The organism is Ruegeria sp. 6PALISEP08 (genome assembly GCF_001238295.1).
Taxonomy (GTDB): Bacteria; Pseudomonadota; Alphaproteobacteria; order Rhodobacterales; family Rhodobacteraceae; genus Ruegeria.
The window spans coordinates 153,370-178,698 of sequence record NZ_LGXZ01000001.1 but is presented as its reverse complement, the minus strand read 5'-3'; the positions used below and the strand labels follow the sequence as shown (position 1 = coordinate 178,698).

Below are 25,329 nucleotides of genomic sequence, written 5' to 3'. Positions count from 1 at the left end.
TCAACGCCGTTCACGGGATCAAAAGCGACGCGTCGCCGTAAGAAAAGAAACGATAGCTCTGTGCGATCGCGTGATCATAAACCCGCAGCATCCGATCTTGCCCCATCAGTGCCGAGACAAGCATCAACAGCGTTGATTTTGGCAGGTGAAAATTGGTCACGAGCGCATCAGTGACGTGGAATTGGAAGCCTGGATAGATGAAGATATCCGTGCCCCCTTCCCATGGCTGAATCCTGCCGGAGCGCGCAGCACTTTCGATCAACCTCAAGGCCGTGGTGCCCACCGGGATCACACGCCCACCTGCATCTTTGGTCGCCTGAATCTCGGCGGCTGCCGTAGGGCTGACGTGCCCCCATTCCGCGTGCATCTTGTGGGTCGTCACGTCTTCGACCTTGACCGGCAGGAAGGTCCCTGCACCAACATGCAGTGTCACATGGGTGAAACTCACGCCGCGTTCGGCCAATGCCTGCATGAGCGCATCATCGAAATGCAACGATGCGGTCGGGGCCGCGACGGCGCCGGAGTTGCGCGCCCAGACGGTTTGATAATCGGTTTTGTCCTGCTCGTCCGCCGGGCGTTTGGCCGCGATGTAAGGAGGCAGAGGCATCGCGCCGGCCTGCTCCAATGCGGCATCGAAATCTTCGCCACTCAGGTTAAACCGCAGATGGGCCTGCCCGTCCTCGACCCGATCCAGCGTAGCGCTCAAATCGTCCGAGAAGACAATTTCTTCCCCAATCTTCACTTTTTTCAAGGGCTTGATCAGTGCCGACCAAGTGCCGTCAGCCTGCGGATCCAGCAAAGTCGCTTCGACCCCGGCAGACACCAGACCTTGGGCGCTGTCCCGGTGGCGACGGCCATTCAGCCGCGCCGGAATAACGCGCGTGTCGTTCAGAACCAGCCGATCGCCTGGTTGCAGAAAATCAGGCAAGCTGAACACACGGCTGTCCGTCGTCTCATTCCCCTGCGCCACCAGCAAACGTGCAGAAGAACGCGGGCTGGCTGGCCGCGTGGCAATCAGGTCTTCGGGCAGATGGAAATCAAAATCGCTGAGTTTCATGCCCGCGCCTTACATCCCCACAAAAGATTCGGCCATATCCTGTCAGCGGTCGCTGGGGGGTGACCCAAAGGGCTGCTTGGGCTCATCCGGTAATTGCGGCGTTGCGTTTGGGCCATCCGACACTTTTGGCGCGGGCGGGCGCAGCAGATCACGCAGGAAAAGCGGAGCCAGACCGGACAGAGGGTTGACCGAGACTTTCGGAGACGCAAGCGGCCCTGTGAGGGTGTAATTGAAACCAATAACCCCTTCGCCTTTTCGGGTGAAAACACTGCCCACAGCATTCAGCAGGTAAATTGGCGATATAGCCCCACGCAGGTTCAGCCTCTCATTCACCGTGTCGATGGTGCCATCAAATGACAGGCCCATTGACGGCCCGACGGCGCTGCCATTGAGAACTTTGATTTCCGTTGGCGTAATCCTCATGCGGCTGTCGATCGCCGAGAAAAAGATGCCCTGCCCTGCCATCTCGTCCAGCAGGCCAACAAGGCTGATCGCATTCAGCAAGGCCGCCATGGCCGGAGCATCGGTGATGCGTGTATTGACGATTTTCAGGATGACGTCGTAGCTGCCGGGCCCGGCAACCGGCTCGAGATTGAGGGTCATGTCACCACCGCGCGCTTGGGTCAGCACCCCGGCAGAGCGCAACACGGCCCCCGCATCTTTCGACGAAAGTGTTACCGCACTACGGTTTCCGCGTGGGCTCACCTGGCCGGCAACCGATGCCCCGCCATTGACCTGAGCGGTAAACCCTCCGTTCACCCCGCCGGTTGTCTGAAACGTGCCCTTGAAACCCGTCAGTGCAACTGTTTCGGTCACTTGCAGACGATCAAGTGCCACGTCCAGTTTGGGCCCTGCACCGCCACCGCTGCTTTCGCCGAACGTTGCTTTTCCCATATCCAGCACACCGCCGAGAACACGAATGTCCGGAACGGCATTCCCGCGCCCGATCATCTCGGCCGGAACTGCCAGCCAATTCCCAAGATCGAATGAGCTGAACCTTATGCGGTCGAAATCGCCATTCTCGTGAAAGGTCATCGATGCGCTTGTACGTAGGCCAGCGCCCTCGATGCGCAGGCTGTCGACCTTCAGTTGCTTGCCCAACGTCGCTTCCGCGGTCAGCGAGCCCGTCGTGTTAGCCCCCTTCCGCCAGCCCAATTCTGGGATCGCCAGCGAAACGCCTTGAAGGTTCGATTCCACTGACAACTTGGGGGGAAGGTCGGCACCAAGACCCAGAGTGAGATTCGCAACACCAGACCCGGTCAGCATTCCCGGAGGCAAACCCGCCCCGATTTCATCCATCAAGCGTGGGGACAGTTCGATCTGGCCGGTCAGCGTGCTGCGCTGAGCATTTTCACCATCAATCGGTTGCCGCCAAAGTGCCTCAAGCGGCACATCTCCGAATTGCCCCTGTCCCTGTATCTGAACACCCGACTGGTTGCCGGACAGGTCCAGCAATGCAGCGCTGACCGTGAACCCCGGCACCAAGCGATCACTGAACAGGTTGGCCAGCGTGCCATCGAAGTGAAACGTCGTGTCCTGAAACTTCAGCCCCTTCTTCAACGGCAAGGACAGGGTACCGACCAGCGAGGCCGTTCCATTGGCAACATCGACGGGCAATCCCGCTTTGGTCAGCAATTCAAGCGGGGGCCGGTCCAACAGGGACAGTGCAGCCGTCACACTGCCCTTGGCCTGGATGCGCACAATTCCAGGCGCGGATTTCTTGATATCCGTATCGGGAATGATGAAAGACGTGCCCGCGGCATCCACGGCCCCACCTTCGTCCGCGATCACCACTCCCTTTTGCGCGGTGACGGTAAAGCGCCGATTAATCAGGCTGGCCTGCCCTTGGGCGCTTTCTATCGGCGGCAGGGTTTTAACGAACTGGATCTTGGCTTTCTCGAATCCGAAGTCCAAATACAGATCGGGCTTCGATCGGGGCTCGAGCCGCAGGGCGAAATCCATGTCAGACAGAACGCCTTCGTAAAGGTTCTTCGTGACCCACTCGCGCGGTTTCGGAGCCAAAAGCTCGGGCCAATAGCTGAGAACCTTGTCAGAGGTCATCTGATCCAGATGGGCATCAAGCTCTACGGCCCAGCCATCCGGCCTGCCGCTCAGCACCCCAAAAGCGCGCACGATGTGATCTGGATCTTCGACAGTAACCTGCCCAAGCTGCAACCTGAACGGGTCCAATTCCATTTTGAAATCCAGGCTGGCGCGGGACAGCTGAATTGGTTCCGGAAACAGGTTGGCCGGGTTCACATTGATCCCGGACAGGCGCATCTGCGCGGTCAAACTATCCAGAACGCCTTCTTCCACCCCTTGCAGGAACGCCTGGCCGTCCGCCTGCACTTCGCCCCAGGCCGAAACCACCGAGACGTCGTTAAAATCCAGCATCTGCGATTTTGGGTCATAGGTAAAATAAGTGCGGGCAGATTCAAACGGCACTGGGCGCGTTTTGGGGTTGGGCTGCACGACCCCTGCCCCAAGATTGAGCGTTGCAAAGCCCGTTCCGATGGCACCGCTATCATCGATACTGCCCCGCAACGCGCCCGAAATCGGCGCCCGCAAGACCTGCAGCCATGCCAATACAGGGCTTTGACCAGCAATGTCTTCGGCGGGCAGGTCCGAGACCGAGATACCAAAACTCGCGGCGGGGGTGCCCAGGACGCTGGTGTAATTGGCCTCGATGGCGCTGACGTAATCCCGCCCCGAAAGAACCGAAAACCCGGTGGCCAGTCGCACTTCGTTGTCACTGCGGTTGGCCTGAATATGGCCACCATCCAGCACCCATGATCGCCCCTGTCGCAAATCACTGTAATCCAGCGTGATCGCATCCAGTTCGATCGAAGTCAGTGCAGACAGGGCCGGAGACAGGAACACCTGATCGGATGCCTCGATCAACTCTGCCAGGTTCGGTGCCTCTTGCACCGGTGCGCTGTCCGACCCCACCGTCAGGGTCAGCGCGCCATCCGCGTCTCGGGTCAGGGCGATCTGCGCTCCGCTCAGGATGATGCGTTTCGGGCGGACATGCCCACGCAACAACGGGCGCATGGCAAGGCTGGCGCGCATGTCCGAGACCTGCGCAATCTGCTGGCCCGCCGCGTCGCTGATGGCAACGTCGGTCAGGCGCAGCCGAGGCCGCCAGCCTTCGTGAATGATGAAACTGACATCACCAAAGTGGATTTGCAGCCCCCCCAGCGCCTGTTCCAGCCGGGCTTCGACCCTGTCCCTTAGCCAGGCAGGCGCGTGCATCCTTTGCCCCACCACCATGAAGCCAGTGAACATCGCCAGCAGCACCAGTATGATGACACCACGCATGGCCCAAAGACCGGCTGCGCGCCGACGCGACCGACGACGCACCGGTTGATCCGGTTCGTTTAGTTCGTCGCCGTCATGCTGCTTCAATTTGCTATCCACGCCTTCCAACCCGCACGTGTTGCCCTATGATATCAGGCAGCCTTTAAAAACCTTTAGCGGAGTTTCCAATGCCCGACATTTCAGACATGGCCCCCGACTTCACTTTGCCGCGCGACGGCGCCGGCGAGGTGACGCTTTCGGCACAGCGCGGTGGCACTGTGGTTTTGTTCTTCTATCCCCGCGATGATACGCCGGGCTGCACCAAGGAATCCATCGGTTTCTCAGAGCAACTTCAGGCCTTTGCGGATGCAGGCGCTCAAGTTTTCGGCATCTCGCGCGACAGCATCGCCAAGCATGACAAATTTGTTGCGAAACACGGGCTGACCACGCCGCTTCTGTCGGATGAAAACTCGACCGTTTGCGAGGACTACGGTGTATGGGTGGAAAAGAACATGTATGGCCGAAAGTCGATGGGCATCGAACGCTCGACCTTTGTGATTGATGCAGAAGGTCGTATTGCCAAAATCTGGCGCAAGGTCAAAGTGCCCGGTCACGTGGATGAGGTGCTCGAGGCGGTGAAAGCTTTGTAAGCCCCCCTCGACCTGTCATGCCATCCGGTTTATCACCCGCCTCGACACGACTGAGGCGGAGCGACCCCCGTGACCAAGACACTGACACAGATGGCGACAGAGGTTCTGACAGCAGCGGACGGGCGGACCAAGACCGCCCTGTCCAAGACCCACGCAGCCGCATGGTTCGCAGCCCGCAAGAGCGACGCCGACCCAATCGAGATCGGCACAGCTACTCCGCCTCTGAACCCCGCCCGCCCGGATAAGCCCGAGCTTCTGTCACCCCGTGAAGTGCCAAAGCGGAAACCGGGGACCGAGGCAGGGCGCATAGCCCTTTTGCACGCTGTGGCGCATATCGAATTGAACGCGGTTGATCTGCACTGGGACATCATCGCGCGGTTCGGGCATGTGCCCATGCCGATCGGCTTTTACGATGACTGGGTGAAATGCGCCGAAGAGGAATCGCGCCATTTCGAAATGATCTGCGATTGCCTGGAGCAAATGGGCAGCCATTACGGCGCCCTGCCCGCCCATGCCGGCATGTGGCGGGCCGCCGAGGATACAGCCGAAGATTTGATGGGGCGGCTGGCCGTTGTTCCAATGGTGCTTGAAGCACGCGGGCTGGATGTTACCCCCGGCATGATTGAGATCTTCCGCAAGGCCAAGGCAGACCAAGCCATTGCGGCGCTAGAGGTGATCTATGCAGAGGAAGTCGGTCACGTCGCCTATGGGTCCAAGTGGTTCCATTTCCTGTGTGGTCGCGAAAATGCCGATCCTAAAGATGTGTTTCACGCGCTGGTCCGGCGCTATTTTCACGGTGTGCTGAAGCCGCCCTTTAACGAGGAAAAACGTGCAGAGGCTGGCCTGCCCCCCGATTTCTATTGGCCACTGACCGAAGACCTGCCCGCGCCCGGCGAAATCACAAACTGACACTTCTCTGTCATTTTCGGCAAATTCCCGCCGATCTTCGGGGGATTCTTGCGCTGTTTGACGCAGACAGGTCAACAAACTTGCCCGAACGCGAGCGTCCGTTTATGCAATCGGCCCAAGGGACGGCAGGCACTCATGACCGGTCCCGATCTTGGGGATGAGAGGTAAGACGCGTGCGAACACGTCTGGCAATAAAGTTTCACTCGCTGCTTGAACGGCGCTTCCCGGAACGCCGGGTTTTTCTGAAATCCGACAAAGACACGCGTTTTATCCGGCTCAGCTCGGAAACGCAGGTGATAGCTGTCGCTGGTGTTTCGGTGATGGTCGGTTGGGCGGTGATTGCGACGGCCATTCTGCTGATGGACAGCATCGGGTCGGGCAACTTCAGGGAACAGGCCAAGCGCGATCAGGCTACTTATCAGGAACGCCTGAATATCCTGTCAGCCGAAAGGGACGCACGCGCTCAAGAAGCTTTGGCGGCGCAAGACCGCTTTAACGCTGCACTGGAACAGATTTCCGCGATGCAGTCCGAGTTGCTGGCGTCGGAAAACCGTCGTCGCGAACTTGAGACCGGCATCGAAGTCATCCAGACGACGCTGCGCAGCACGATGAAGCAGCGGGAAGAGGCACGGACGGAACTGGCAAACCTGAAACAGGAAACCAGTGACACCGACATGTACATGACGGCCTCCACCGCCCCGGTGCAAATGGCCTTCATGACCGATGCACTGGCCCGCACTGCCGAAGAACGCGACCAAATCGCTTCGGACGCGCAAGATGCATTGGTTCAGAGGGACGAACTGGAACTGGAAATCCGTCTGATGCAAGAGCGCAGCGACGAGATTTTCCGCCAGTTGGAAGAAGCCATGGTGATCTCGGTCGAGCCACTGGACAAGATGTTCCGCCAGGCGGGAATGCCCACCGATCGCATCATTGAAGAGGTCCGGCGCGGATATAGCGGTATGGGCGGTCCGCTGACCCCTTTATCCCTTAGCACGCGTGGCGAGGAGGACGAGCTGTCCGCCGAAGAAGCCCGCGCGAACATTTTGCTTCAACAGATGGATCAGCTGAACCTGTACCGGATTGCTGCGGAAAAGGCCCCCTTCGCCAGCCCGGTCCACAGCGCGGTTCGATACACCAGCGGGTTTGGCACACGTCGCGACCCCAAATCCGGCGGTCGCCGTATGCATAACGGCGCGGATTTTGCTGGCGCGCATGGCACTGATATCTTTGCAACTGCGGATGGCGTGGTCACTCATGCAGGCTGGCAATCGGGTTTCGGACGGCTTGTGAAAATCAAACACGCGTTTGGAGTTGAGACACTTTACGCTCATAACACCAAGATCAACGTGAAGGTTGGTCAAAGGGTCTCGCGCGGGGATCATATTGCTGATATGGGTAGCACCGGACGGTCTACCGGCACGCATCTGCACTATGAGGTTCGCGTCGACGGTGTGCCAAGAAATCCAATGACTTACATTAAGGCTGCGAGAAATGTTTTCTAAAAGCAAAATCAACGAACCCGCATCCAAGGCACCTGAGGCGGCCAAACCTGCCGCATCGGCGACCCCAGCGGCACCTGCACCGACAGAGTCGAAACCTGCCACTGCACCCAAGCCAAAGCCGCCTGCGTCGGTTCTGTCCTCGGACCTGCACATCACCGGCAACATCAAGACCTCTGGTGACATTCAGGTGGAAGGCACCGTGGAGGGCGACATTCGTGCCCATCTGCTGACCATTGGTGAGTCGGCGACGATCAAAGGTGAAGTCACCGCAGATGACGTCGTCATCAACGGACGTATCGTGGGCCGCGTACGTGGCCTGAAGGTGCGCCTGACTTCGACCGCACGCGTCGAGGGCGACATCATCCACAAGACTATCGCGATCGAAAGCGGCGCGCATTTCGAAGGTTCCGTGCAGCGTCAGGACGATCCGCTGAACCCCGGTCGCAGCGCCAAGGCCGGATCGAACCCGGCAGCAGACGTCAAACAATAATCCTGACTCTCAAGTCAGAACCGAGACGCCGCAGGGAAACCAGCGGCGTCATTTTTTTTGGGCAATTGCTTGCCCGGGAAACTGGTTTTGATCCCGCAGGGATCGCGCTAGGGTCGGGCCATGTTGATATTCCTGACACTTGTCGCGCTGATCGCTGGAGGTGTGACTTATTACTTTTGGTCGAAACAGCAGGCGCGCCGCGCCTTGTTGGCCGCGCCGTTGACCGATCAGCAACGGCACCTTATCGACGCTCAGGTGCCGATCTTGCGGAAACTGCCGCAAGATTTGCGCGCAAAGCTTGAGGGCAAGATCAACCTGTTCCTGGACCAGGTTGAGTTCATCGGCTGCGACGGTCTGGACGTTACCGAAGACATGCAAATGTCCATCGCCGCACAGGCCTGTCTGTTGGTCGTGAACACCGATCTTTGGTATGACAACCTGACCACCATCCTGATCTATCCCAGTGCTTTCAAATCCAGACAAAGCCGCCACAGCGGTTATGTCGTCACGGAAAAAGAGATCGTACGCACCGGAGAAAGCTGGAACCGTGGCCCTGTGATCCTGTCCTGGGCGCATAGCCAGCGCGGCGCGATGAACGATCACGACGGGCAAAATGTGGTCTTTCACGAATTCGCCCATCAGATCGACGATCTGACAGGTTCGGCCAATGGTGTACCCGTGCTCAGCGGTAACCAGAGCTTTTCAGAATGGGAGGCCGCGTTTCTGACGGCTTATGACGCCCATGTACAGGCCGTTGAAATGGGGCGACCAACTGTGATTGATCCCTACGGCGCAGAAGGGCATGAAGAATTTTTTGCCGTTTCGGTTGAAGTGTTTTTTGAACGACCCAAGGCGCTGCGCACCTCTGATCCGGAGGTCTATGAACAGTTGTCAAAACTGTTTCACCTGGACCCCGTACGATGGCACTAGTCACTTATTGCCCAAGATGAGAGGGCACCCGGCAAATTCCCCGTTCGCCATAATTTAACAAAAGTTAATTTTTGAATTACACTTAACCTAATAACATCGTGGAGGATTTTTGATGTCATCGAAATTACTTGCCGAATTCTTCGGCACTTTCTGGCTGGTTCTTGGGGGGTGCGGCAGTGCCGTATTGGCAGCCGGTGTTGCGGATGTCGGCATCGGGTGGCTTGGCGTGTCCTTCGCCTTTGGCCTGACGGTACTGACCATGGCCTACACGGTGGGCCACATCTCGGGCGGGCACTTCAATCCGGCCGTCAGTTTGGGATTGATGATCGGCGGGAGATTTCCGGCCAAAGACCTGCTGCCCTATTGGGTCGCTCAGGTTTTGGGCGCAATTGTCGCCGCCGTTGTCCTCTATCTGATCGTCAGCGGCGCACCTGATTTTTCGGGTGTCGGAGGGTTTGCCTCCAACGGTTATGGTGAAGCTTCACCCGAAGGGTATTCGCTGACCTCGGCGCTGGTGATCGAGATAGTCCTGACCGCGTTCTTCATTCTGATCATTTTGGGTTCAACATCGGAAAAGGCACCCCCCGGATTCGCCCCCATCGCCATCGGCTTGGCACTGACCCTGATCCATTTGATATCGATCCCTGTGACCAATACCTCGGTCAATCCTGCACGGTCTACCGGAGTGGCCTTGTTTGCCGAAGGCCCTGCCCTGGCGCAGCTCTGGCTGTTTTGGGTGGCCCCACTGATCGGTGGAGCGATCGGCGCAGTGATCTGGAAGTTGATGTCACCCGACGATTGATGCTTGTTCTCGCAACCAGTGACAAGATAAGGCCCGACGCTCTGAATAGCGTCGGGCTTTTCGGTTTATTCGGTGACGGTGACTTTTTTCATCACGTCCGGTGCGCCGATAATCGCACCGTTCTGACCTGCGCCTCGTTTGATCGCATCAACGACATCCATACCGTCGCTTACTTGACCGACAACAGTATATTGGCCATCCAGAAACGGGCCCGGTTCGAACATGATGAAGAATTGCGAATTGGCTGAATCCGGGTCGTTCGAGCGGGCCATGCCGACCACGCCCCGATCAAAGGTTACATCGGAAAACTCGGCTGGCAGATCCGGGCGGTCGGAACCGCCGCGCCCGGCTTTGCGCATGTCGAATCCGCCAGCGCTGGAATCGCCGAATTGAACATCTCCGGTTTGCGCCATGAAGCCGTCGATCACGCGATGAAACACGACGCCATCATACTGGCCATTGGCAGCCAGAGCGGTGATCTGTTCCACATGCTTGGGCGCAACGTCTTCGAAAAGGTCGATCGAGATCGTGCCATTGGCCCCTTCCCCTTCGACGTCGATCTGCAAACCGCTGGCCAGCGCGGGGCTGGCCAGAAGTGCAAAGGCTGCGGCCAGCTTATGCATCGGCGGCCACCTTGACGCTGATCATGCGATCCGGGTTCGCAGGCGGCTCACCCCGAACGATCGCGTCCACATGCTCCATGCCATCGATGACCCGGCCATAGACGGTGTACTGGCCGTTCAGGAAATGGTTGTCATTGAAGTTGATGAAGAACTGCGAGTTGGCCGAATCCGGGTTCTGCGACCGAGCAGCACCCAACGTGCCGCGATCATGGGGCAGCTTGGAAAACTCTGCCGGAACGTTCGGCAGCGAGGACCCGCCAGTACCCGCCATGCGCAGGTTGAAACCGTCTTCCATATCGCCATGCTGCACGTCGCCGGTTTGCGCCATGAAGCCGTCGATCACACGGTGAAAGGCCACGTTGTCATATTCTCCGCCACGGGCCAGTTCCTTCATCCGCGCGCTGTGCAAAGGTGCCACATCCGGCAGCAGCTCGATGACGACGTTACCGCCCTTCAGCTCGACGATGATTGTGTTTTCGGGATCTTTGATCTCGGCCATGTGGCCCTCCTGTCGTTAGTCTTGCGCAAATACCTATGCCCCAAGCGCGTGAATGCCAAGTGACGCATTGACCTGAGGGCAAAATGCAGGAAAAGAACCGCCTAAATCGGTTGCCACTGAGAAGGAATGCACGATGGGCTGGAACACACTGGACGATATGGATCTGAACGGCAAACGCGTGCTGGTGCGCGTGGACATCAATGTACCTGTCGTTGACGGTGTTGTGACCGACGCCACCCGAATTCAGCGGATCGTGCCGACCGTGCGCGATATTCTGGCTGCTGGTGGCAAGCCGATCCTTCTGGCTCATTTCGGACGCCCGGGTGGCGAGCGGCGCGAGAACCTGTCGCTCAAGCAACTTGTGCCGACACTGGAAAGCGCCTTTGGTGCTCCGGTCCTGTTTGCAGCCGATTGCGTCGGAACCGAGGCTGAACTGGCCGCCGATGCGCTGCAACCGGGTCAGGTATTGCTGCTGGAAAACACGCGCTTTCACGCAGCCGAAACCAAGAACGACACCGATCTGGCCGCAGGCATGGCCAAGCTGGGTGATGTCTATTGCAATGACGCGTTCTCGGCCGCGCACCGCGCCCACAGTTCTACCGAAGCTCTGGCGCGGCTTTTACCCGCTTGCGCAGGCCGACTGATGCAGGCTGAGCTTGAGGCGCTGGAAGGTGCTCTGGGCGCTCCGAAACGTCCTGTGACTGCTGTGGTGGGCGGTGCGAAAGTGTCGACCAAGCTGGAGTTGCTGGGCAACCTGATAGACAAGGTGGACTACCTGATCATCGGCGGCGGCATGGCCAATACCTTCCTGGTGGCCAAAGGTCTGAACGTGGGCAAATCGCTGGCTGAACGGATCATGAAAGACACCGCCGTCAAGATCTTGGCCAAAGCCGAAAGCTCGGGCTGTACCATCGTCCTGCCGACGGACATTGTTGTGGCAGAAAAGTTCGAAGCCAACGCTCCAACTCAGATCCTGCCCGCCGATCAATGCCCCGAAGATGGTTTGATCCTGGATGCAGGCCCTGAAAGCGTCACCGCAATCACCGAGATCTTTGCAAAAAGCCAAACCCTGATCTGGAACGGTCCACTGGGTGCGTTCGAGCTCGAACCCTTTGATAAAGCCACCAATGCAGCAGCCCTGAAGGCGGCTGCTTTGACACGTTCGGGCCAATTGGTATCGGTTGCTGGTGGCGGCGATACTGTTGCAGCGCTGAACGCATCGGGCGCAGCGCATGATTTCTCTTACATCTCCACCGCAGGCGGTGCGTTTCTGGAATGGATGGAAGGTAAAACCCTGCCCGGCGTGGCTGCGCTGGAACAGTAAGCCCGACAAGCGGTTCTTGTATTCACGGTACTGTCCTTATTGACAGTACCGTCTTGCTGCACGCAATAAACCGTTTTCCTCGGTGCACCCTTGTTGTTTGAAACGGTTAAGACCGAAGTGTCTAAACTTGCGGCCTTTTCAAACCCTTACGGACGGCAAAAGTGAGTGATGGAACCGCTTCCAAACTCTTCAGTGCCAATCTTCGTCCTCTTCATAACCCAGCTTTAGCAGACAATCGTTGTAGCGCTCTTTGAAAAGGTCGATATGCCGATCTTCAAAGTAGTTCCGCCAATCCCCAGCGACACCCTTTCTGTAATGGTGTCCGGCATTCTCTTCACCGCGCTTCCGGCCTTTTGATTTCTTAGAAAAGCTGTTGTCTTGAGTGATTTGCATCAATTCCGAAAAATAAATAAAGTCTCTGGCCCGCTTCCTGGGAAATCGGTTTCGAATATGAGAGCCCACCAGGCGCACAATCTAATTTGTCCTATGTGCATGGATTTCTTTGACAAGGCCCAAGTGCAGGAACACGTCCAAGAGAACTCGGTAAGGGTCCTGTATAAGCTCTTCGTATTGGAGTTCGAGGATGTTGCTCTGATCGTAATCCCATTCGGTAAGATCGGTAATTGTGTTGACCATCGCATAAATCTCATACATCAGACCATCCGAGATCGACATTTTCGCAATTTCTTCTCTAATGTTCATCAACTCAGGCCATTTATCGATGCCATGACTGTTTTGTGAGAGAAATACGCTGAAACTATGATGTCGCGGGGGTCTCGCACCACGTGAAAGCGTTAAAAATCGCCTTCAAGCAGTCTGACTGTTTTGATCTTCGCGTTGGAGAAGTAAACGAAATCGACAGGGTCAGCCTTCAGCTCAGCGGCGAAATCTTTGTTGTCCGACACATCATGGTGATACTCTCTATCATTCAACTCAATCCGTCTGCAGACTTGTTCGCAAATGGAGATGAGATATCGGGTCGCGCATTTGTGGTGCCCAAAGTAAAACCTAGTCTCAGACGTCATTAACAGCGGATTCTTATCGACAAAATGATGTGGAAAGCAACGCACATCGTTTCAATTATCGCATTCTTTGCATTTGATTTTCCACAACCTTTGCCGACGGGTGTTTTTCGGCACACCAGCGGCGTAGAAAAGCGAGCATTTCGCGAACCACTTTTTTAACAAAAGCCATCGACCTAAAGCTGCCCTCACTAGTAACTGGGTAGAAGAATGCATCCTTCCACGACTTCTGAGATCAGCCTTTGATTGTAAGTTGTGATGAGTACTACAGTTTGCTCAAACGATTGAGGACTCAATTGTGAGCCAGACTTTTTGACGAGGTAACTACCCTCCCTAGAAACACTTGGCAGGTCAACAATCAAGCTTAAGGCACGGGGTGCCACCTAAGGTAAACAACTTATGGGAGAACTCGGTAACGTGCCTTCGATGGCCTATCAGACATGCATGAAGTAGCAGACAGGCGCACGAAATCGGGCACATGTGCCCCGGCGATGATCTGAATTTAACCCCCGCAAAATACTGACGAAAAAATCGAATCAGGGGATTCACAACCCGAATCACCTGTGACATAGTACAGGCAGAGGTTCGCAAAGGACCCGTTATTGAGGCAAGTTTTCATACGGCGGTAAACAGAGTGTCCCGTTCCCATCGGCCCGGTTTGGGCGCAGTAGTCTTCTTTTCGGTGGCTTTCATGCTGGGTGTGTACTTCACCTTTGCTGCCGTGCAAGGCGACTATGGCTTGTTCCGGCGAGTCGAAATTGCAGCGGAACGGGACGCCCTGTCACGCAACCTGAAAAACCTGAATGTCGAAATTGCCGAGATGGAAAACCTGACCCGGCGCCTGTCGGATACGTATCTGGATCTTGACTTGCTGGATCAGCAGGCGCGTTCGGTGCTGGGCATGATCCGTGCAGATGAAATCGTGATCCGCTGATCCGAGCCTGTATTTTTCGTCAGAAAGTCCCATACAATCCGTCGTTTGCCCTTCGTCGACTGGTTTTCCGAAGCGTGTCACGACGCTGCGTCACATTAACACTCGCCAGAAAGCCCTAAATGCTTTATGAAATAGTTTAACGCTAAACTATCTGTCCGAAAGGGGGAGATCGCCACGATGGCTGCGCGAAAAACCACAAAGAAACCAAACGTTTCAGCGGAAGAACTCAAAACGTACTACCGCGAAATGCTATTGATCCGCCGATTCGAGGAAAAGGCGGGTCAGCTTTATGGTATGGGTCTGATTGGCGGCTTCTGCCACCTTTATATCGGACAGGAAGCGGTTGTTGTCGGCCTCGAAGCCGCAGCTCAGGAAGGTGACAAACGCATCACCTCTTATCGCGACCACGGCCATATGCTGGCCTGCGGCATGGAGCCGGGCGGCGTGATGGCCGAACTCACCGGACGCGAGGGTGGCCTGTCCAAGGGCAAAGGCGGCTCAATGCACATGTTCTCGAAAGAGAAGCATTTCTATGGCGGCCACGGGATCGTTGGCGCACAGGTGCCTTTGGGTGCAGGTTTGGCCTTCGCCGACAAGTACAAAGAGAACGGCGGCGTGACGTTCACCTATTTCGGTGATGGTGCGGCCAACCAGGGTCAGGTCTACGAGACGTTCAACATGGCCGCTCTCTGGGATCTGCCGGTGGTTTTCGTGATCGAGAACAACCAATACGCCATGGGCACCGCGCAGGCGCGCTCGACGTCTTCGCCTGATATCTATGTGCGCGGCGAAGCGTTTGGCATCCCCGGCGAGATCGTCAACGGGATGGATGTGTTGGCGGTGAAGGCTGCCGGCGAAAAAGCTGTGGCCCACTGCCGAGCGGGCAAAGGCCCTTATATCCTAGAGGTGAAGACCTACCGCTATCGCGGTCACTCGATGTCCGACCCGGCCAAGTATCGCACCCGCGAAGAAGTTCAGAAGGTCCGCGAGCAAAGCGACCCGATCGAACATGTGCGCGAACTGCTGCTGACCGGAAAACACGCGACCGAGGATGACCTGAAAGCGATCGACAAAGAGATCAAAGAGGTCGTCAACCAAGCCGCCGAATTCTCGAAAGAAAGTCCCGAGCCTTCCGTCGAAGAGCTCTGGACCGATATTTACGCCTGAGAGGACGATTAAGACATGGCAACCGAAATTCTCATGCCCGCCCTTTCGCCCACGATGGAAGAGGGCACGCTGGCCAAATGGCTGGTCAAGGAAGGCGACACCGTATCCTCGGGTGATATTATGGCCGAGATTGAAACCGACAAGGCGACGATGGAATTCGAAGCCGTCGATGAAGGCATTGTTGGAAGAATCCTGATCGCAGAAGGCACCGAAGGGGTCAAAGTCAACACCCCCATCGCGGTGCTGGTCGAAGAAGGCGAAGACGCCTCTGCCCTGCCCGCGGCCGCACCTGCTGCCGCAGCGGTCGCCGAGGCCACCCCTGCGGCGGTTGAGGCCCCCGCCCCGACCGCGGCACCCGCGGCCCCGGTGGTCGATATGTCACCCGACTGGCCAGCCGACGCCGAAATGAAATCGGAGACTGTGCGCGAAGCCCTGCGCGATGCGATGGCCGAGGAAATGCGCGGCGACGAAGATGTCTATCTGATGGGCGAGGAAGTTGCCGAATATCAGGGCGCGTACAAGATCTCGCAAGGTCTACTGGATGAGTTCGGCTCCAAGCGCGTGATCGACACGCCTATCACCGAACATGGTTTTGCCGGTATCGCCGTGGGTTCGGCCTTTGGCGGTCTGAAACCGATTGTCGAGTTCATGACCTTCAATTTCGCTATGCAGGCGATTGACCAGATCATCAACTCTGCCGCCAAGACGCTTTATATGTCCGGCGGTCAGATGGGTTGCCCCATCGTGTTTCGGGGCCCCAACGGTGCTGCGGCGCGCGTGGCTGCTCAGCACTCTCAGGATTACGCTGCTTGGTACATGCAGATCCCTGGTCTGAAGGTGGTGATGCCTTATTCGGCGGCTGACGCCAAAGGCCTGCTGAAATCGGCTATCCGCGACCCCAACCCGGTGGTCTTCCTGGAAAACGAAATCCTCTACGGTCGCACCTTCGACGTGCCGCAGGTGGATGACCTGACTATCCCGCTGGGCAAGGCGCGCATCTGGCGCGAAGGGTCTGACGTGACCATCGTCAGCTTCGGCATCGGTATGCAATATGCTCTGGAAGCTGCGGACAAGCTGGCCGAAGACGGCATCAGCGCCGAAGTGATCGACCTGCGCACCATCCGCCCGATGGATACCGGCGCAATCATCAACTCGGTAATGAAAACCAATCGTCTGGTGACAGTGGAAGAAGGCTGGCCGCAAGGATCGGTCGGCAGCTACATCAGTTCGGTGGTGATGCAGGAAGCGTTCGACTACCTTGACGCCCCGGTCATCAACTGCACCGGCAAGGACGTCCCGATGCCCTACGCCGCTAACCTCGAAAAGCTGGCGCTGATCACCACCGATGAGGTGATCGCAGCCGTCAAACAAGTGACCTACCGGTAAGGAGCGACAGACAGATGCCCACTGAAATTCTGATGCCCGCCCTTTCACCGACCATGGAGGAAGGCACGCTTGCCAAATGGCTGGTCAAGGAAGGCGACACCGTCTCCTCCGGCGATCTGCTGGCCGAGATCGAAACCGACAAGGCCACGATGGAGTTCGAGGCTGTTGACGAAGGCACCATCGGCAAGATCCTGATCCCCGAAGGCTCTGAAGGGGTCAAGGTCAACACCGCCATCGCAGTTCTGCTGGAAGATGGCGAAAGCGCTGATGACATCGCTGCCACGCCTGCCAAGGCGCCTGAGGCGGCCCCTGCCGCCGCGGGCAACGAGGCTGCCGCGCCAGCGGCACCCGAGGCGTCCGCCCCTGCTCCGGCAGCTCCGGTCAAAGCCGATGGTGGTCGTATCTTTGCTTCTCCCCTGGCCCGCCGAATTGCCGCGCAGAAGGGCCTCGATCTGGCTCAGATCGCAGGCTCTGGCCCGCATGGCCGCATCGTCAAAGCAGATGTCGAAGGGGCAACTGCCACCGCACCGGCACCAACTTCTGCGGCTGCTGCCGCGGCGCCAGCGGCAGCACCAGTTGCTCCCACTGGTCCGTCCGCGGACATGGTCGCGCGGATGTATGAGGGCCGCGAGTATGAAGAGATTCAGCTCGACGGTATGCGTAAAACCATCGCTGCGCGTCTGAGTGAAGCCAAGCAGACCATCCCGCATTTCTACCTGCGTCGCGACATCAAGCTGGATGCGCTGCTGAAGTTCCGCAGCCAGTTGAACAAGCAGTTGGAAGGGCGCGGCATCAAGCTGAGCGTCAATGATTTCATCATCAAAGCCGTCGCCAATGCGTTGCAACAGGTTCCGGCCTGCAATGCGGTTTGGGCAGGTGACCGTGTGCTGCAACTGAAACCTTCGGACGTAGCCGTCGCGGTCGCTATTGAGGGCGGTCTGTTCACCCCGGTTCTTCAGGACGCTGACATGAAATCTCTGTCCGCCCTGTCAACCGAAATGAAAGACCTTGCGGCCCGTGCCCGCGAACGCAAATTGGCCCCGCATGAATACCAGGGCGGAACCTTTGCGATCTCGAACCTTGGCATGTTCGGCATCGACAACTTCGACGCCATCGTGAACCCGCCTCATGCCGGTATTCTGGCCGTGGGAACCGGTGTGAAAAAACCTGTTGTCGGGGATGATGGTGAGCTGACCGTGGCGACTGTGATGTCTGTCACCATGTCAGTTGATCACCGCGTCATCGACGGCGCGTTGGGGGCGGAACTGCTCAAGGCCATCGTCGAAAACTTGGAAAACCCGATGGTCATGCTGGCCTGAGGATTTGTCTCAAGGCCCTCGCCCGAAAGACTCAGGGCGAGGGCCATAGCACTGATATGAGCCCGTGTGATCGGGGCTCCGATTGCTTTGCGCAAAAAGACCTCCCACCTTCTAACTACTGGCGCAGACAGAAGGAAGGTGCGTGATGTCCCCGAAAACCCTCATTCAAAGTCTGATCGTTTTGGCCCTGCTGACAGGTACAACACCTGACGCAGCTATGGCAAAACCCAACAGTTACCCTGGTGAGAATTCCAAGTTCAAATCGAGTGATCCTGCGGTGATCGCTCAGCAAAAAGCCGAGCAAGGCCGCCGCAGGGAATTGCGCAAAGAAAAGAAGGAAGAACGGCGGCGCGAGCGGTTGGAAAGACGCAGCAACCGCTCGAACTGAAACCGTTTACTGGTCTTTACCCAGCATGTGATCCATCGAGATCGAGGGCTGATCACACCCGGCCTCACCGACGATCTTGGCCGGAATGCCTGCTACGGTTTTGCAGGGGGGCACCTCTTGCAGAACCACCGAACCGGCAGCGATACGGCTGCAATGGCCAACTTCGATATTGCCCAGCACTTTCGCACCAGCTCCGATCAGTACGCCATTGCCGATCTTGGGATGACGCTGTTCTTCTTCCTTGCCAGTCCCGCCCAGCGTCACCGAATGCAGCATCGAGACATTGTCACCCACAATAGCTGTTTCACCGATGACGATGGAATGGGCATGGTCGATCATGATCCCCTTGCCGATCTTGGCAGCGGGATGGATGTCGATGCCGAAAATCTCGGACGAGCGCATCTGGAAGAAATACGCCAGATCATGACGACCCTTTTGCCATAGCCAATGCGCCACGCGATACGCCTGCATGGCCTGGTAACCCTTGAAGTACAGGATCGGCTGCAACAGGCGGTGGCAAGCGGGATCGCGTTCATACACGGCCATCAAGTCCGCCCGGGCCGATTCGATCAAACCGGGATCATCGGCATATGCCTCATCCACGATCTCACGCAGGACCATCATCGACATCTCGTTCGAACACAGCTTGGCTGCGACCCGATATGACAGCGCGCGCTCGAGGCTGCGGTGATGCAGGATACAAGCGTGCACAAGACCGCCCATAAGGGGCTCTTCTTCAACGGCCGCATGGGCCTCGGAGGTGATGCGGGTCCACACCGGATCGACCGGTGTCACGTGGCTGCGCTTTTCAAACATGGCCTTTGATCCTTTGCTGCGCCTAGAATGCCATTTAGTGGTAAAAAGGCCAAACGCAAACCCGTGATCTGCATTGCAACGAAAATGAATGAGTCCAAACGCGCATATTTTGAGACACGAATTCGCGAACGACTGGTTGAACTGGAACAGCTTTCAGCCTCGGGGCGAAAGGCTCAGGCCGTTGTCGAGCTGGATCAGCAAGCCGTTGGTCGGCTGAGTCGCATGGATGCGCTGCAAAATCAGGCCATGGCCAAGGCGCAACAAGCCAATCGCGATATCGAAGGAAGCCGCCTTCAAGCCGCATTGGTGCGACTTGACGAGGAAGAATACGGGTATTGTGAAGACTGCGGCGAACGCATCCCGGATGGTCGATTGAAACTGGATCTTGCGGCCGGCAGATGTGTTAGCTGTGCTGCCGGGTGACCAAAAACTTCGAAAGATGGTGCAGAACCGTTTCAAAACACTGACAATATTGCAAATTGTCGAACCCCGGCTCATCCGCCAGGGGTCTGTTTCGGGCAACGGCCATGAGCGAGCCGTTGCCGTACACGGGGTGAAGCCGCCCTGTGCGTTCAAGATGCTGGTCGGCCAGTTCGGCCTCATGGATCATCCGAACACATAAACGGGCCCGGTCCATTTGCGGCACGGCCAACAAGGCACGCGCTGCAGAGCTGACATCTCCGTGCAGAACCGGCCGCATCAGATCATTTGTCCAACCAAATGACGGGCAGCCAGACCTGGACCATAGATGGCGGACACCTGTGCCACTTCGACCTCGTAAGCGCCGCTCAGGCCATCCGCCACTTTCATTGCCGCTGAATAGGTCCATCTCGGCTCGTCGACCAGATCTTCACGCAGCAAGGTGCCACTCGCGCGGATACGCACCAGATAAAACTCACGCTCTTCGCCCAAGGGAATCTCCAGCCCGGACCAATCATCCGCGTCCAGGCGTGCCCGTCGGACCCAAGTGACGTCATCCCCTGAATCGCTGGATTGCACCTTCAGATGTACGGGGGCGTACGGGCGTAATCCGTTCCCGTCGAAAGAGGCGATCAGATGTTGGAAAGACCCGTCATCGTAACTGCGGCTTGCTGGGCCAATGCGGTAATGCTTGGCAATCCGGCGCTCGGTGCGCAGCAAGTTGATCTGTTGCACCCGATCATTCAGCAGCACAAAGATTGATCCGTCCGGCCAGACATCCGGCATTAACGCATCCGACCCCAACTGCCCCCTAAGGCGCCCTGACAACGCATAGACACCCGGTGCTTCGAGGACCGCGTCAGAGAATTGAAACACTTCCCAATTTCCGGGTGTTCCATCACCGATCGCGGCCAGATTGACGCCGCTCAGAATCGAGCTGCGTGGGCGCGACTCCAACTGCCCTGAAATCAGTTTGACGCGCAACGCAGGCCCTTCATCCCAGATCCCTGCGCTGGCACGCCGCAGCGGCGTCTCGGTAGCACCGATGATCGCCCGATTTGGGATGATATCGCCCAGAGCATAACCCTCATCATTGGACGAAGTGTAGACTGTTGCAGCCCCAGGCCAGGGATCACCCGTGACGGCCAGATAAGGTGCGTGTGGAATTTCTGCACCTGTGAACAAAGGCAGGTCCAGAAAAACCGGCAGCACAGGCGTTGGCGCGGCATAGGGTTTGACTGTCGGTGCCTCGTCCAGCAAGTCCGATGCTTTATAGACGCCCTGTTCCACCCGAACCGCCTCCGCCAGTTGCAAGTCTGATGTTTCCAGACGGTCGATGCGGTAGATAGGGCTGGTTTCACCGTCTGCCAACCGCACCAGATCACCCGCCCCCAAATGCATCTGCGACGGAGGCAACGCGGGGGATCTCACCCCGGCTCGCGCCCGCCGCCCGAGGGGCCGATGGCCCCCCGGATTCGTCACCGCTTAGGCAGTGCCGAATTTCAGCAGCTTGATTGCAGCAAAGTCGCTCACGTCGCCGCCCACGCGCTTAGTTGCGTAGAACAGGACATGCGGTTTGGCGCTGAAAGGGTCGCGCAGCACGCGTAGATCGGGACGTTCAGCGATGGTGTAACCAGCCTTGAAATCACCGAAGGCAATCGAGAAACTGTCCGACGCCGCGTCCGGCATATCCTCAGCGATCAGCACCGGATAACCCATAAGACGCGCAAGCTCACCGGCTGCCAGACCATCCGACCACAGGAAGCGGCCATCGCTGTCTTTCAGCTTGCGGATCAGACCTGCCGTTTTCGAGTTCATCACAAAGGTGCCGTTGACGCGGTACTGCGCGCCCAGCGCATAAACCACATCGACAATCGCATCCGCGTCGATACCACCGTCAATACCAGTCGCAATGTAACCAAGACTACCCCAGGACCAGCTGTCATTCGGCACTGCGCGATGGATCATCAGACCCTTGGGCTTGTCGACACCATCACCGTTGATGAACGCCGCAGCCTCGGCACGGGCGAACTTGTCGGCAATTCGACCCGCTAGCCAGCCTTCAACATCAAACGCGCTGTCATCCAGCAGACGTTGCGAGGCTTTCGGCAGCGCACTCAGTTCGTGCAACTGGATCGAGATACGATCGATGGACGGCGTCCCGGTTTCCGACGCGGCCGCGTTTTCGTCCGCCCGGCCCGCACCTACATCGGTGTGATCGATCAACACGTCGAAAGAGTTCGCCTCCACAATCACCACCGACGCAATCGAACGGATCGAAGCAGTTGAGTTCAGCACCGACTTGATCGTCTCGGCGGTCTGTGGGTCAACCAGATAGCCGCCATCGCTATTGACCGCAGTTGACAGAGACTTTGCCTCCATTTCCAAACCGCGCAGCCCGTCATCCTCGCCCGAACGCACATAGGCGTCAAAAGCCTTGTGGTGTGGGGCACCGTCCTCAATCGAGGCCGCAAGATGCGGGCGTGCCGCAATGGTTGATTTACGATCCAGCATGGTCAGTCGCTCTTCTGTCTGTTGCAGTTTGGTTTTAACTTCAGCCTTGAGACCCTTGAATTCATTCACAAAGCCAGCCATCGCCTGCTTCACCTCCTGAACCAGGGGCGCACCCTCTCCGGTCAAAGCCGGTGTTTCGGTCTTGCTCATCAGCATGTCCTGTTTTTGGATGGGTTTGAGGCGCGCTAGGTCCGCGCCAACTCCTGCCGGGCATCGTTGAACACCTCGGCAATACTGCGCAGGGCTTCCTCGGCGTCCGGGGTCGTTCCCTTCGCCGCCACCCGCGCACTGGGCAGCATCGGGAAGGTCACCAAGGACACCTCCCACAGCTCCAGTTCGGTCAGGACCCGCTGGCCCCTGTCATTCTTCACAGCCCGCTTGGTGCGATAGCCAATCGACAGGCCATCCATTGCACCTGCCCGGATCAACTCCGCCGCCTCACGGCCTTTCTGTGTGCTTTCCAGAAGACGCCCCTTGACCCACAGGCCCTTGTCGTCCTCACGCACTTCGTCCCAGACGCCGATGGGTTGCGACGGGTCGTGCTGCCATAGCATCTTGACCCGCTGACCCGCCTTGGCCAGCCCCTCAAGCGAGCCGCGATACGCCCCACGCTGCACAACGTCACTGCCTTGATCGACCTGACCGAACAGACTGGCATAACCCTCGATCACCGCATCATCAGACACCGACAATCCGTCTCCGAACCGCGCGAATTTATGTTCCAAATCCACAAACTTCTCCATGTAACTCACTGAATTTATGGCGTTACCACAAGGAATGACTGAAACGCCTGTGCCAGGATTACTGCCGCCACGCCGTAGACCGTCAGCCACAACCGCCGCTCCAGCCGTTCCATCATCTCTTCGATCTGATCCAAACGCCGACACAGATGTGCGTGCTGGATCTCGGCCACCCGCTCATGCGCGGCCAGACGCAGACCCGGCGCGCACTCGAATGGGGGATACCCCTCAGCCATCGGCACGCTCCGGCAGCCCCAACAAAGCGCGTTTCTCGGCATCCGTCAGGAAATCGGCCCCGTTGACCCGCGCCCATTGCGCATCTCGCTCCGCCGACAGCGCAGGCACCTGGTCCAAATCGGGCTTCATCACCAACTCCTCGCCGGTAAAGCCCACCAGCCACTCCGACACAGCTGCCGCCACCCGCGTCACCAGGGGCAGCACGGTCAGGCGATAGAACGCCCGGTTGGCCTCCTGATAGTTCGAATAGGTCGCATCGCCCTGAATCCCCAGCAGCATCGGCGGGACCCCAAAGGCCAGCGCGATCTCGCGGGCGGCGGCTTCCTTAGTCTTTTGAAACTCCATATCGGACGGCGAGAACCCCATCGGCTTCCAATCCAGCCCCCCTTCCAGAACCATCGGACGGCCAGCATTGCGCGCCCCGCGATAGTTCTGTTCGATCTCATCGCTCAGACGACGGAACTGATCCTCGGCCATCACCCCATGGCCATCGCCGCCCTTCCAAACCAGCGCCCCTGAAGGCCGCGCCGCATTATCCAGCAGTGATTTCGACCACCGCGACGCACTGTTATGCACATCAATCGCCATCGCTGCCGCCTGCATTGGCGAGAACCCATAGTGATCATCCTGCGGGTGGAACGACTTGATGTGACAGATGTTTTCCGCCGCAAACCGGTGCTTCTTGCCACCCACCGCGTAATCATACGCCTTGGGCCACCCATCCGCGCCAGGCACCACGCTCATCCGGTCCGAGCGCAAGAGATGCAACTCAACCGGCAGGCTCTCGTCAGCCTGCACCGCCTCAACATAGGCATTGCCCGACAGCAGCAACTGCCCGAACAGCGCCTCCATCAACTCCGCCTGCCCCTGTGCCGCATTCGGACGGCGCATCAGGGACAGGATCGGATGCACATCATATCGCTGCACCTGATCCTGAAGAACCAGAGGCAGAGCCGCCGCCGCCTCGGCAATCAGCTTGACCGAACGGAACCCCACCGGGTTCCCCGAAAACCCCGTCCGCGTCAGCGATACCGCATCCCGAGGGCTCCACGCCACGCGCCCGCCCGTTTGCCAAGCCACCACAGGCCCCGCCGCGCTCGCCTTTGCCTCGGGCGCTTCCCCAGCCGATCCACGACGCAAGAAATCGAATACCATCTGTGCTCCTTTCTGCCGCCGCTCTGCCCGGCTTGTTGAAAAGAGTTATGACGGAAAGAAGTTTAAGCCTCGGGAATGGGGCGTACGGAGGATGGGCAACAGGCTTGGCCAAAGGGGTGGCCAATTTCGAATGAATGGCTATTGGTAGAAGCACTTGACACCAATCCAGGACCGACCGGATGACTCAGCCAGATTTGGCCACCAGAAAACGAATGGAAAGTCGCGCACTCGTGGTAGCCATGTGCGGCAACCTCTTTATGGGTGCAGCTGGAATCCTAGCGAGCATTCTATCGAACTCGAACGCAATCATGATGGACGGTCTGTTCTCACTGATAGGTTTTTCTTCGGCTTTTCTCGGCCGAAAGATCAGCCAACGAATTGATGCAGGACCCGACAAGCTTAGGCCTTTCGGCTATGCCGCAGACGAGGCGATCTTTTCAACATTCCGCTCTCTATCTCTTTTGGGTCTTGTACTGTTTGCGATTACCAGTGCCCTCAAAAACATCTACAACTATCTGATCGGCCTGCCCCCTGAACCCCTAAGCTTTGCGCCCATGATCCTCTATTTCTCGGGGATTGGCGTGACCTGCACCTTTCTCTGGGCCTTTCATCATTTCACCTGGCACCGCATCGGACGAAACAGCGCAATTCTGCGACTGGAGGCCAAGGCGGCGCTTTTTGACGGGCTGATCACTGCTGCGGCAGGCATCGGTTTGGCAGCCATCTACTACTTCAAGGAAGGCCCTCTTGCTGCGCTCGCACCGATCGGGGATTCCGTGGTTGTCTTGCTACTTTGTCTGCTGGCCCTCGGGTCGTATATCCGTGAATTCAGAGGCGGACTGGGCGAGCTTGCTGGCGTAAGCGCCAGCCCCGCAACCATCGCGACCGCACGCCGCGCCCTACGTGCAACCCTGGTCGAGGATGGCGGGAAAATTCGGGATCTGTCTGTCACCAAACTGGGCCGTTCCTATTATGTGACGGTTTACTACGACCCACATCGTTCCATTCTCGCGCACGAAGTCGATCGCCTCAACCTGCGCTTGATACACGATATTCAAGCCGTTCTAGCCGGGGCAGACGTTCTGCTGATTATCTCTGAACTTCCCAGACGATGGCCAGATGAACTGGCTCCTGTCTAAAGCGCT

Annotated in this window: 27 protein-coding genes; 14 read left to right on the top strand and 13 right to left on the bottom strand. The window is 57.8% G+C overall.

Annotated features, from left to right (window positions below; translation table 11 throughout):
- Positions 1-10 precede the first annotated feature (10 nt).
- Both queA and ALB80_RS00920 read right to left on the bottom strand, forming a co-directional pair.
- Positions 11-1,057 carry a tRNA preQ1(34) S-adenosylmethionine ribosyltransferase-isomerase QueA gene (gene queA / locus ALB80_RS00925; protein ID WP_050602145.1) on the bottom strand — a complete coding sequence of 349 codons (1,047 nt, stop codon included), beginning with the start codon at positions 1,055-1,057 and terminating at the stop codon, positions 11-13.
- A 42-nt stretch (positions 1,058-1,099) separates the two neighbouring features.
- Positions 1,100-4,462 (bottom strand): DUF3971 domain-containing protein, encoded by a 3,363-nt coding sequence (locus ALB80_RS00920; RefSeq protein ID WP_253276792.1) that lies wholly within the window; start codon positions 4,460-4,462, stop codon positions 1,100-1,102.
- A gap of 80 nt (positions 4,463-4,542) precedes the next feature.
- Between ALB80_RS00920 and ALB80_RS00915 the strand changes: the two genes are divergently transcribed.
- The 6 genes from ALB80_RS00915 (at position 4,543) to aqpZ (ending at position 9,640) form a co-directional block, all read left to right on the top strand.
- Positions 4,543-5,004 (top strand): peroxiredoxin, encoded by a 462-nt coding sequence (locus tag ALB80_RS00915; protein ID WP_050602143.1) that lies wholly within the window; start codon positions 4,543-4,545, stop codon positions 5,002-5,004.
- A gap of 90 nt (positions 5,005-5,094) precedes the next feature.
- Positions 5,095-5,913, top strand: a complete 819-nt coding sequence (locus ALB80_RS00910) for a ferritin-like domain-containing protein (protein WP_050602548.1) — start codon at positions 5,095-5,097, stop codon at positions 5,911-5,913.
- 173 nt (positions 5,914-6,086) lie between these two features.
- On the top strand, positions 6,087-7,418 hold the full coding sequence (locus tag ALB80_RS00905; protein ID WP_050602142.1) for a M23 family metallopeptidase: 1,332 nt from the start codon (positions 6,087-6,089) through the stop codon (positions 7,416-7,418).
- Complete coding sequence (locus tag ALB80_RS00900) at positions 7,408-7,908, top strand: polymer-forming cytoskeletal protein (RefSeq protein ID WP_050602141.1); 501 nt, start codon at positions 7,408-7,410, stop codon at positions 7,906-7,908. The genes ALB80_RS00905 and ALB80_RS00900 overlap by 11 nt, the downstream gene beginning before the upstream one ends.
- Positions 7,909-8,028: 120 nt before the next feature.
- Positions 8,029-8,838, top strand: coding sequence for a zinc-dependent peptidase (locus ALB80_RS00895; protein ID WP_050602140.1), 810 nt, complete (start codon positions 8,029-8,031; stop codon positions 8,836-8,838).
- A gap of 112 nt (positions 8,839-8,950) precedes the next feature.
- Entirely contained in the window at positions 8,951-9,640 is a 690-nt protein-coding gene (aqpZ, locus tag ALB80_RS00890; RefSeq protein ID WP_050602139.1) for an aquaporin Z, read from the top strand.
- Between the two features lie 65 nt (positions 9,641-9,705).
- Here the strand turns inward: aqpZ and ALB80_RS00885 are convergent, their stop codons facing one another.
- Positions 9,706-10,263 (bottom strand): peptidylprolyl isomerase, encoded by a 558-nt coding sequence (locus ALB80_RS00885; RefSeq protein ID WP_050602138.1) that lies wholly within the window; start codon positions 10,261-10,263, stop codon positions 9,706-9,708.
- The gene (locus ALB80_RS00880; RefSeq protein WP_050602137.1) at positions 10,256-10,762 is read right to left on the bottom strand and encodes a peptidylprolyl isomerase; all 507 of its coding nucleotides are present in this window, start codon (positions 10,760-10,762) and stop codon (positions 10,256-10,258) included. The genes ALB80_RS00885 and ALB80_RS00880 overlap by 8 nt, the downstream gene beginning before the upstream one ends.
- A gap of 133 nt (positions 10,763-10,895) precedes the next feature.
- Here ALB80_RS00880 and pgk point away from each other — a divergent pair, with 133 nt between their 5' ends.
- Positions 10,896-12,086, top strand: coding sequence for a phosphoglycerate kinase (pgk, locus tag ALB80_RS00875; protein WP_050602136.1), 1,191 nt, complete (start codon positions 10,896-10,898; stop codon positions 12,084-12,086).
- 189 nt (positions 12,087-12,275) lie between these two features.
- Here pgk and ALB80_RS00870 read toward each other — a convergent pair whose 3' ends face one another.
- Together ALB80_RS00870 and ALB80_RS00865 are read right to left on the bottom strand one after the other, a co-directional pair.
- Positions 12,276-12,557 carry a sulfotransferase domain-containing protein gene (locus ALB80_RS00870; protein WP_157054119.1) on the bottom strand — a complete coding sequence of 94 codons (282 nt, stop codon included), beginning with the start codon at positions 12,555-12,557 and terminating at the stop codon, positions 12,276-12,278.
- Positions 12,558-12,560: 3 nt separating this feature from the next.
- Entirely contained in the window at positions 12,561-12,788 is a 228-nt protein-coding gene (locus ALB80_RS00865) for a hypothetical protein (protein ID WP_050602134.1), read from the bottom strand.
- 954 nt (positions 12,789-13,742) lie between these two features.
- Between ALB80_RS00865 and ALB80_RS00860 the strand changes: the two genes are divergently transcribed.
- From ALB80_RS00860 to ALB80_RS00840, 5 genes are all read left to right on the top strand, one after another.
- Positions 13,743-14,042: a septum formation initiator family protein gene (locus ALB80_RS00860; protein WP_050602133.1), complete on the top strand. Its 300-nt coding sequence runs from the start codon at positions 13,743-13,745 to the stop codon at positions 14,040-14,042.
- A 177-nt stretch (positions 14,043-14,219) separates the two neighbouring features.
- The gene (gene pdhA, locus ALB80_RS00855) at positions 14,220-15,209 is read left to right on the top strand and encodes a pyruvate dehydrogenase (acetyl-transferring) E1 component subunit alpha (RefSeq protein ID WP_050602132.1); all 990 of its coding nucleotides are present in this window, start codon (positions 14,220-14,222) and stop codon (positions 15,207-15,209) included.
- 15 nt (positions 15,210-15,224) lie between these two features.
- Complete coding sequence (locus tag ALB80_RS00850) at positions 15,225-16,595, top strand: pyruvate dehydrogenase complex E1 component subunit beta (RefSeq protein WP_050602131.1); 1,371 nt, start codon at positions 15,225-15,227, stop codon at positions 16,593-16,595.
- 14 nt (positions 16,596-16,609) lie between these two features.
- Positions 16,610-17,914 carry a pyruvate dehydrogenase complex dihydrolipoamide acetyltransferase gene (locus ALB80_RS00845; protein WP_050602130.1) on the top strand — a complete coding sequence of 435 codons (1,305 nt, stop codon included), beginning with the start codon at positions 16,610-16,612 and terminating at the stop codon, positions 17,912-17,914.
- A 145-nt stretch (positions 17,915-18,059) separates the two neighbouring features.
- A complete protein-coding gene (locus tag ALB80_RS00840; RefSeq protein WP_050602129.1) occupies positions 18,060-18,302 on the top strand; it encodes a hypothetical protein in 243 nt (80 codons plus the stop codon).
- Positions 18,303-18,308: 6 nt separating this feature from the next.
- Here ALB80_RS00840 and cysE read toward each other — a convergent pair whose 3' ends face one another.
- On the bottom strand, positions 18,309-19,118 hold the full coding sequence (gene cysE, locus ALB80_RS00835) for a serine O-acetyltransferase (RefSeq protein ID WP_050602128.1): 810 nt from the start codon (positions 19,116-19,118) through the stop codon (positions 18,309-18,311).
- Between the two features lie 84 nt (positions 19,119-19,202).
- Here cysE and ALB80_RS00830 point away from each other — a divergent pair, with 84 nt between their 5' ends.
- The gene (locus tag ALB80_RS00830; protein ID WP_050602547.1) at positions 19,203-19,541 is read left to right on the top strand and encodes a TraR/DksA C4-type zinc finger protein; all 339 of its coding nucleotides are present in this window, start codon (positions 19,203-19,205) and stop codon (positions 19,539-19,541) included.
- Here ALB80_RS00830 and ALB80_RS00825 read toward each other — a convergent pair.
- The 6 genes from ALB80_RS00825 to ALB80_RS00800 are packed head-to-tail and all read right to left on the bottom strand — an operon-like array spanning position 19,522 to position 24,184.
- Complete coding sequence (locus ALB80_RS00825; RefSeq protein ID WP_050602127.1) at positions 19,522-19,818, bottom strand: hypothetical protein; 297 nt, start codon at positions 19,816-19,818, stop codon at positions 19,522-19,524. The genes ALB80_RS00830 and ALB80_RS00825 overlap by 20 nt on opposite strands.
- Complete coding sequence (locus tag ALB80_RS00820; protein WP_157054118.1) at positions 19,818-20,969, bottom strand: hypothetical protein; 1,152 nt, start codon at positions 20,967-20,969, stop codon at positions 19,818-19,820. The genes ALB80_RS00825 and ALB80_RS00820 overlap by 1 nt, the downstream gene beginning before the upstream one ends.
- 54 nt (positions 20,970-21,023) lie before the next feature.
- Complete coding sequence (locus ALB80_RS00815; protein WP_050602546.1) at positions 21,024-22,202, bottom strand: phage major capsid protein; 1,179 nt, start codon at positions 22,200-22,202, stop codon at positions 21,024-21,026.
- Positions 22,203-22,237: 35 nt separating this feature from the next.
- The gene (locus ALB80_RS00810) at positions 22,238-22,795 is read right to left on the bottom strand and encodes an HK97 family phage prohead protease (RefSeq protein WP_050602125.1); all 558 of its coding nucleotides are present in this window, start codon (positions 22,793-22,795) and stop codon (positions 22,238-22,240) included.
- Positions 22,796-22,809: 14 nt separating this feature from the next.
- On the bottom strand, positions 22,810-23,028 hold the full coding sequence (locus ALB80_RS00805; protein ID WP_050602124.1) for a hypothetical protein: 219 nt from the start codon (positions 23,026-23,028) through the stop codon (positions 22,810-22,812).
- A complete protein-coding gene (locus ALB80_RS00800; protein WP_050602123.1) occupies positions 23,021-24,184 on the bottom strand; it encodes a phage portal protein in 1,164 nt (387 codons plus the stop codon). Before ALB80_RS00800 ends, ALB80_RS00805 begins: the two co-directional genes overlap by 8 nt.
- Positions 24,185-24,363: 179 nt before the next feature.
- Between ALB80_RS00800 and ALB80_RS00795 the strand changes: the two genes are divergently transcribed.
- The gene (locus ALB80_RS00795) at positions 24,364-25,323 is read left to right on the top strand and encodes a cation transporter (RefSeq protein ID WP_083445153.1); all 960 of its coding nucleotides are present in this window, start codon (positions 24,364-24,366) and stop codon (positions 25,321-25,323) included.
- Positions 25,324-25,329: the final 6 nt, after the last annotated feature.

Excerpts from the sequence above, each read along its gene's own strand:
- ALB80_RS00840 (WP_050602129.1), top strand. The coding sequence starts at position 18,060 with ATGTCCCCGAAAACCCTCATTCAAAGTCTGATCGTTTTGGCCCTGCTG.
- ALB80_RS00865 (WP_050602134.1), bottom strand. The coding sequence starts at position 12,788 with ATGAACATTAGAGAAGAAATTGCGAAAATGTCGATCTCGGATGGTCTG.
- ALB80_RS00850 (WP_050602131.1), top strand. The coding sequence starts at position 15,225 with ATGGCAACCGAAATTCTCATGCCCGCCCTTTCGCCCACGATGGAAGAG.
- ALB80_RS00880 (WP_050602137.1), bottom strand. The coding sequence starts at position 10,762 with ATGGCCGAGATCAAAGATCCCGAAAACACAATCATCGTCGAGCTGAAG.
- ALB80_RS00815 (WP_050602546.1), bottom strand. The coding sequence starts at position 22,202 with ATGAGCAAGACCGAAACACCGGCTTTGACCGGAGAGGGTGCGCCCCTG.
- ALB80_RS00895 (WP_050602140.1), top strand. The coding sequence starts at position 8,029 with ATGTTGATATTCCTGACACTTGTCGCGCTGATCGCTGGAGGTGTGACT.
- ALB80_RS00795 (WP_083445153.1), top strand. The coding sequence starts at position 24,364 with ATGACTCAGCCAGATTTGGCCACCAGAAAACGAATGGAAAGTCGCGCA.
- ALB80_RS00900 (WP_050602141.1), top strand. The coding sequence starts at position 7,408 with ATGTTTTCTAAAAGCAAAATCAACGAACCCGCATCCAAGGCACCTGAG.
- ALB80_RS00845 (WP_050602130.1), top strand. The coding sequence starts at position 16,610 with ATGCCCACTGAAATTCTGATGCCCGCCCTTTCACCGACCATGGAGGAA.
- ALB80_RS00915 (WP_050602143.1), top strand. The coding sequence starts at position 4,543 with ATGCCCGACATTTCAGACATGGCCCCCGACTTCACTTTGCCGCGCGAC.
- pdhA (WP_050602132.1), top strand. The coding sequence starts at position 14,220 with ATGGCTGCGCGAAAAACCACAAAGAAACCAAACGTTTCAGCGGAAGAA.
- ALB80_RS00910 (WP_050602548.1), top strand. The coding sequence starts at position 5,095 with ATGGCGACAGAGGTTCTGACAGCAGCGGACGGGCGGACCAAGACCGCC.
- pgk (WP_050602136.1), top strand. The coding sequence starts at position 10,896 with ATGGGCTGGAACACACTGGACGATATGGATCTGAACGGCAAACGCGTG.
- ALB80_RS00830 (WP_050602547.1), top strand. The coding sequence starts at position 19,203 with ATGAATGAGTCCAAACGCGCATATTTTGAGACACGAATTCGCGAACGA.
- cysE (WP_050602128.1), bottom strand. The coding sequence starts at position 19,118 with ATGTTTGAAAAGCGCAGCCACGTGACACCGGTCGATCCGGTGTGGACC.
- ALB80_RS00825 (WP_050602127.1), bottom strand. The coding sequence starts at position 19,818 with ATGCGGCCGGTTCTGCACGGAGATGTCAGCTCTGCAGCGCGTGCCTTG.
- ALB80_RS00885 (WP_050602138.1), bottom strand. The coding sequence starts at position 10,263 with ATGCATAAGCTGGCCGCAGCCTTTGCACTTCTGGCCAGCCCCGCGCTG.
- ALB80_RS00800 (WP_050602123.1), bottom strand. The coding sequence starts at position 24,184 with ATGGTATTCGATTTCTTGCGTCGTGGATCGGCTGGGGAAGCGCCCGAG.
- aqpZ (WP_050602139.1), top strand. The coding sequence starts at position 8,951 with ATGTCATCGAAATTACTTGCCGAATTCTTCGGCACTTTCTGGCTGGTT.
- queA (WP_050602145.1), bottom strand. The coding sequence starts at position 1,057 with ATGAAACTCAGCGATTTTGATTTCCATCTGCCCGAAGACCTGATTGCC.
- ALB80_RS00805 (WP_050602124.1), bottom strand. The coding sequence starts at position 23,028 with ATGGCTGAGGGGTATCCCCCATTCGAGTGCGCGCCGGGTCTGCGTCTG.
- ALB80_RS00810 (WP_050602125.1), bottom strand. The coding sequence starts at position 22,795 with ATGGAGAAGTTTGTGGATTTGGAACATAAATTCGCGCGGTTCGGAGAC.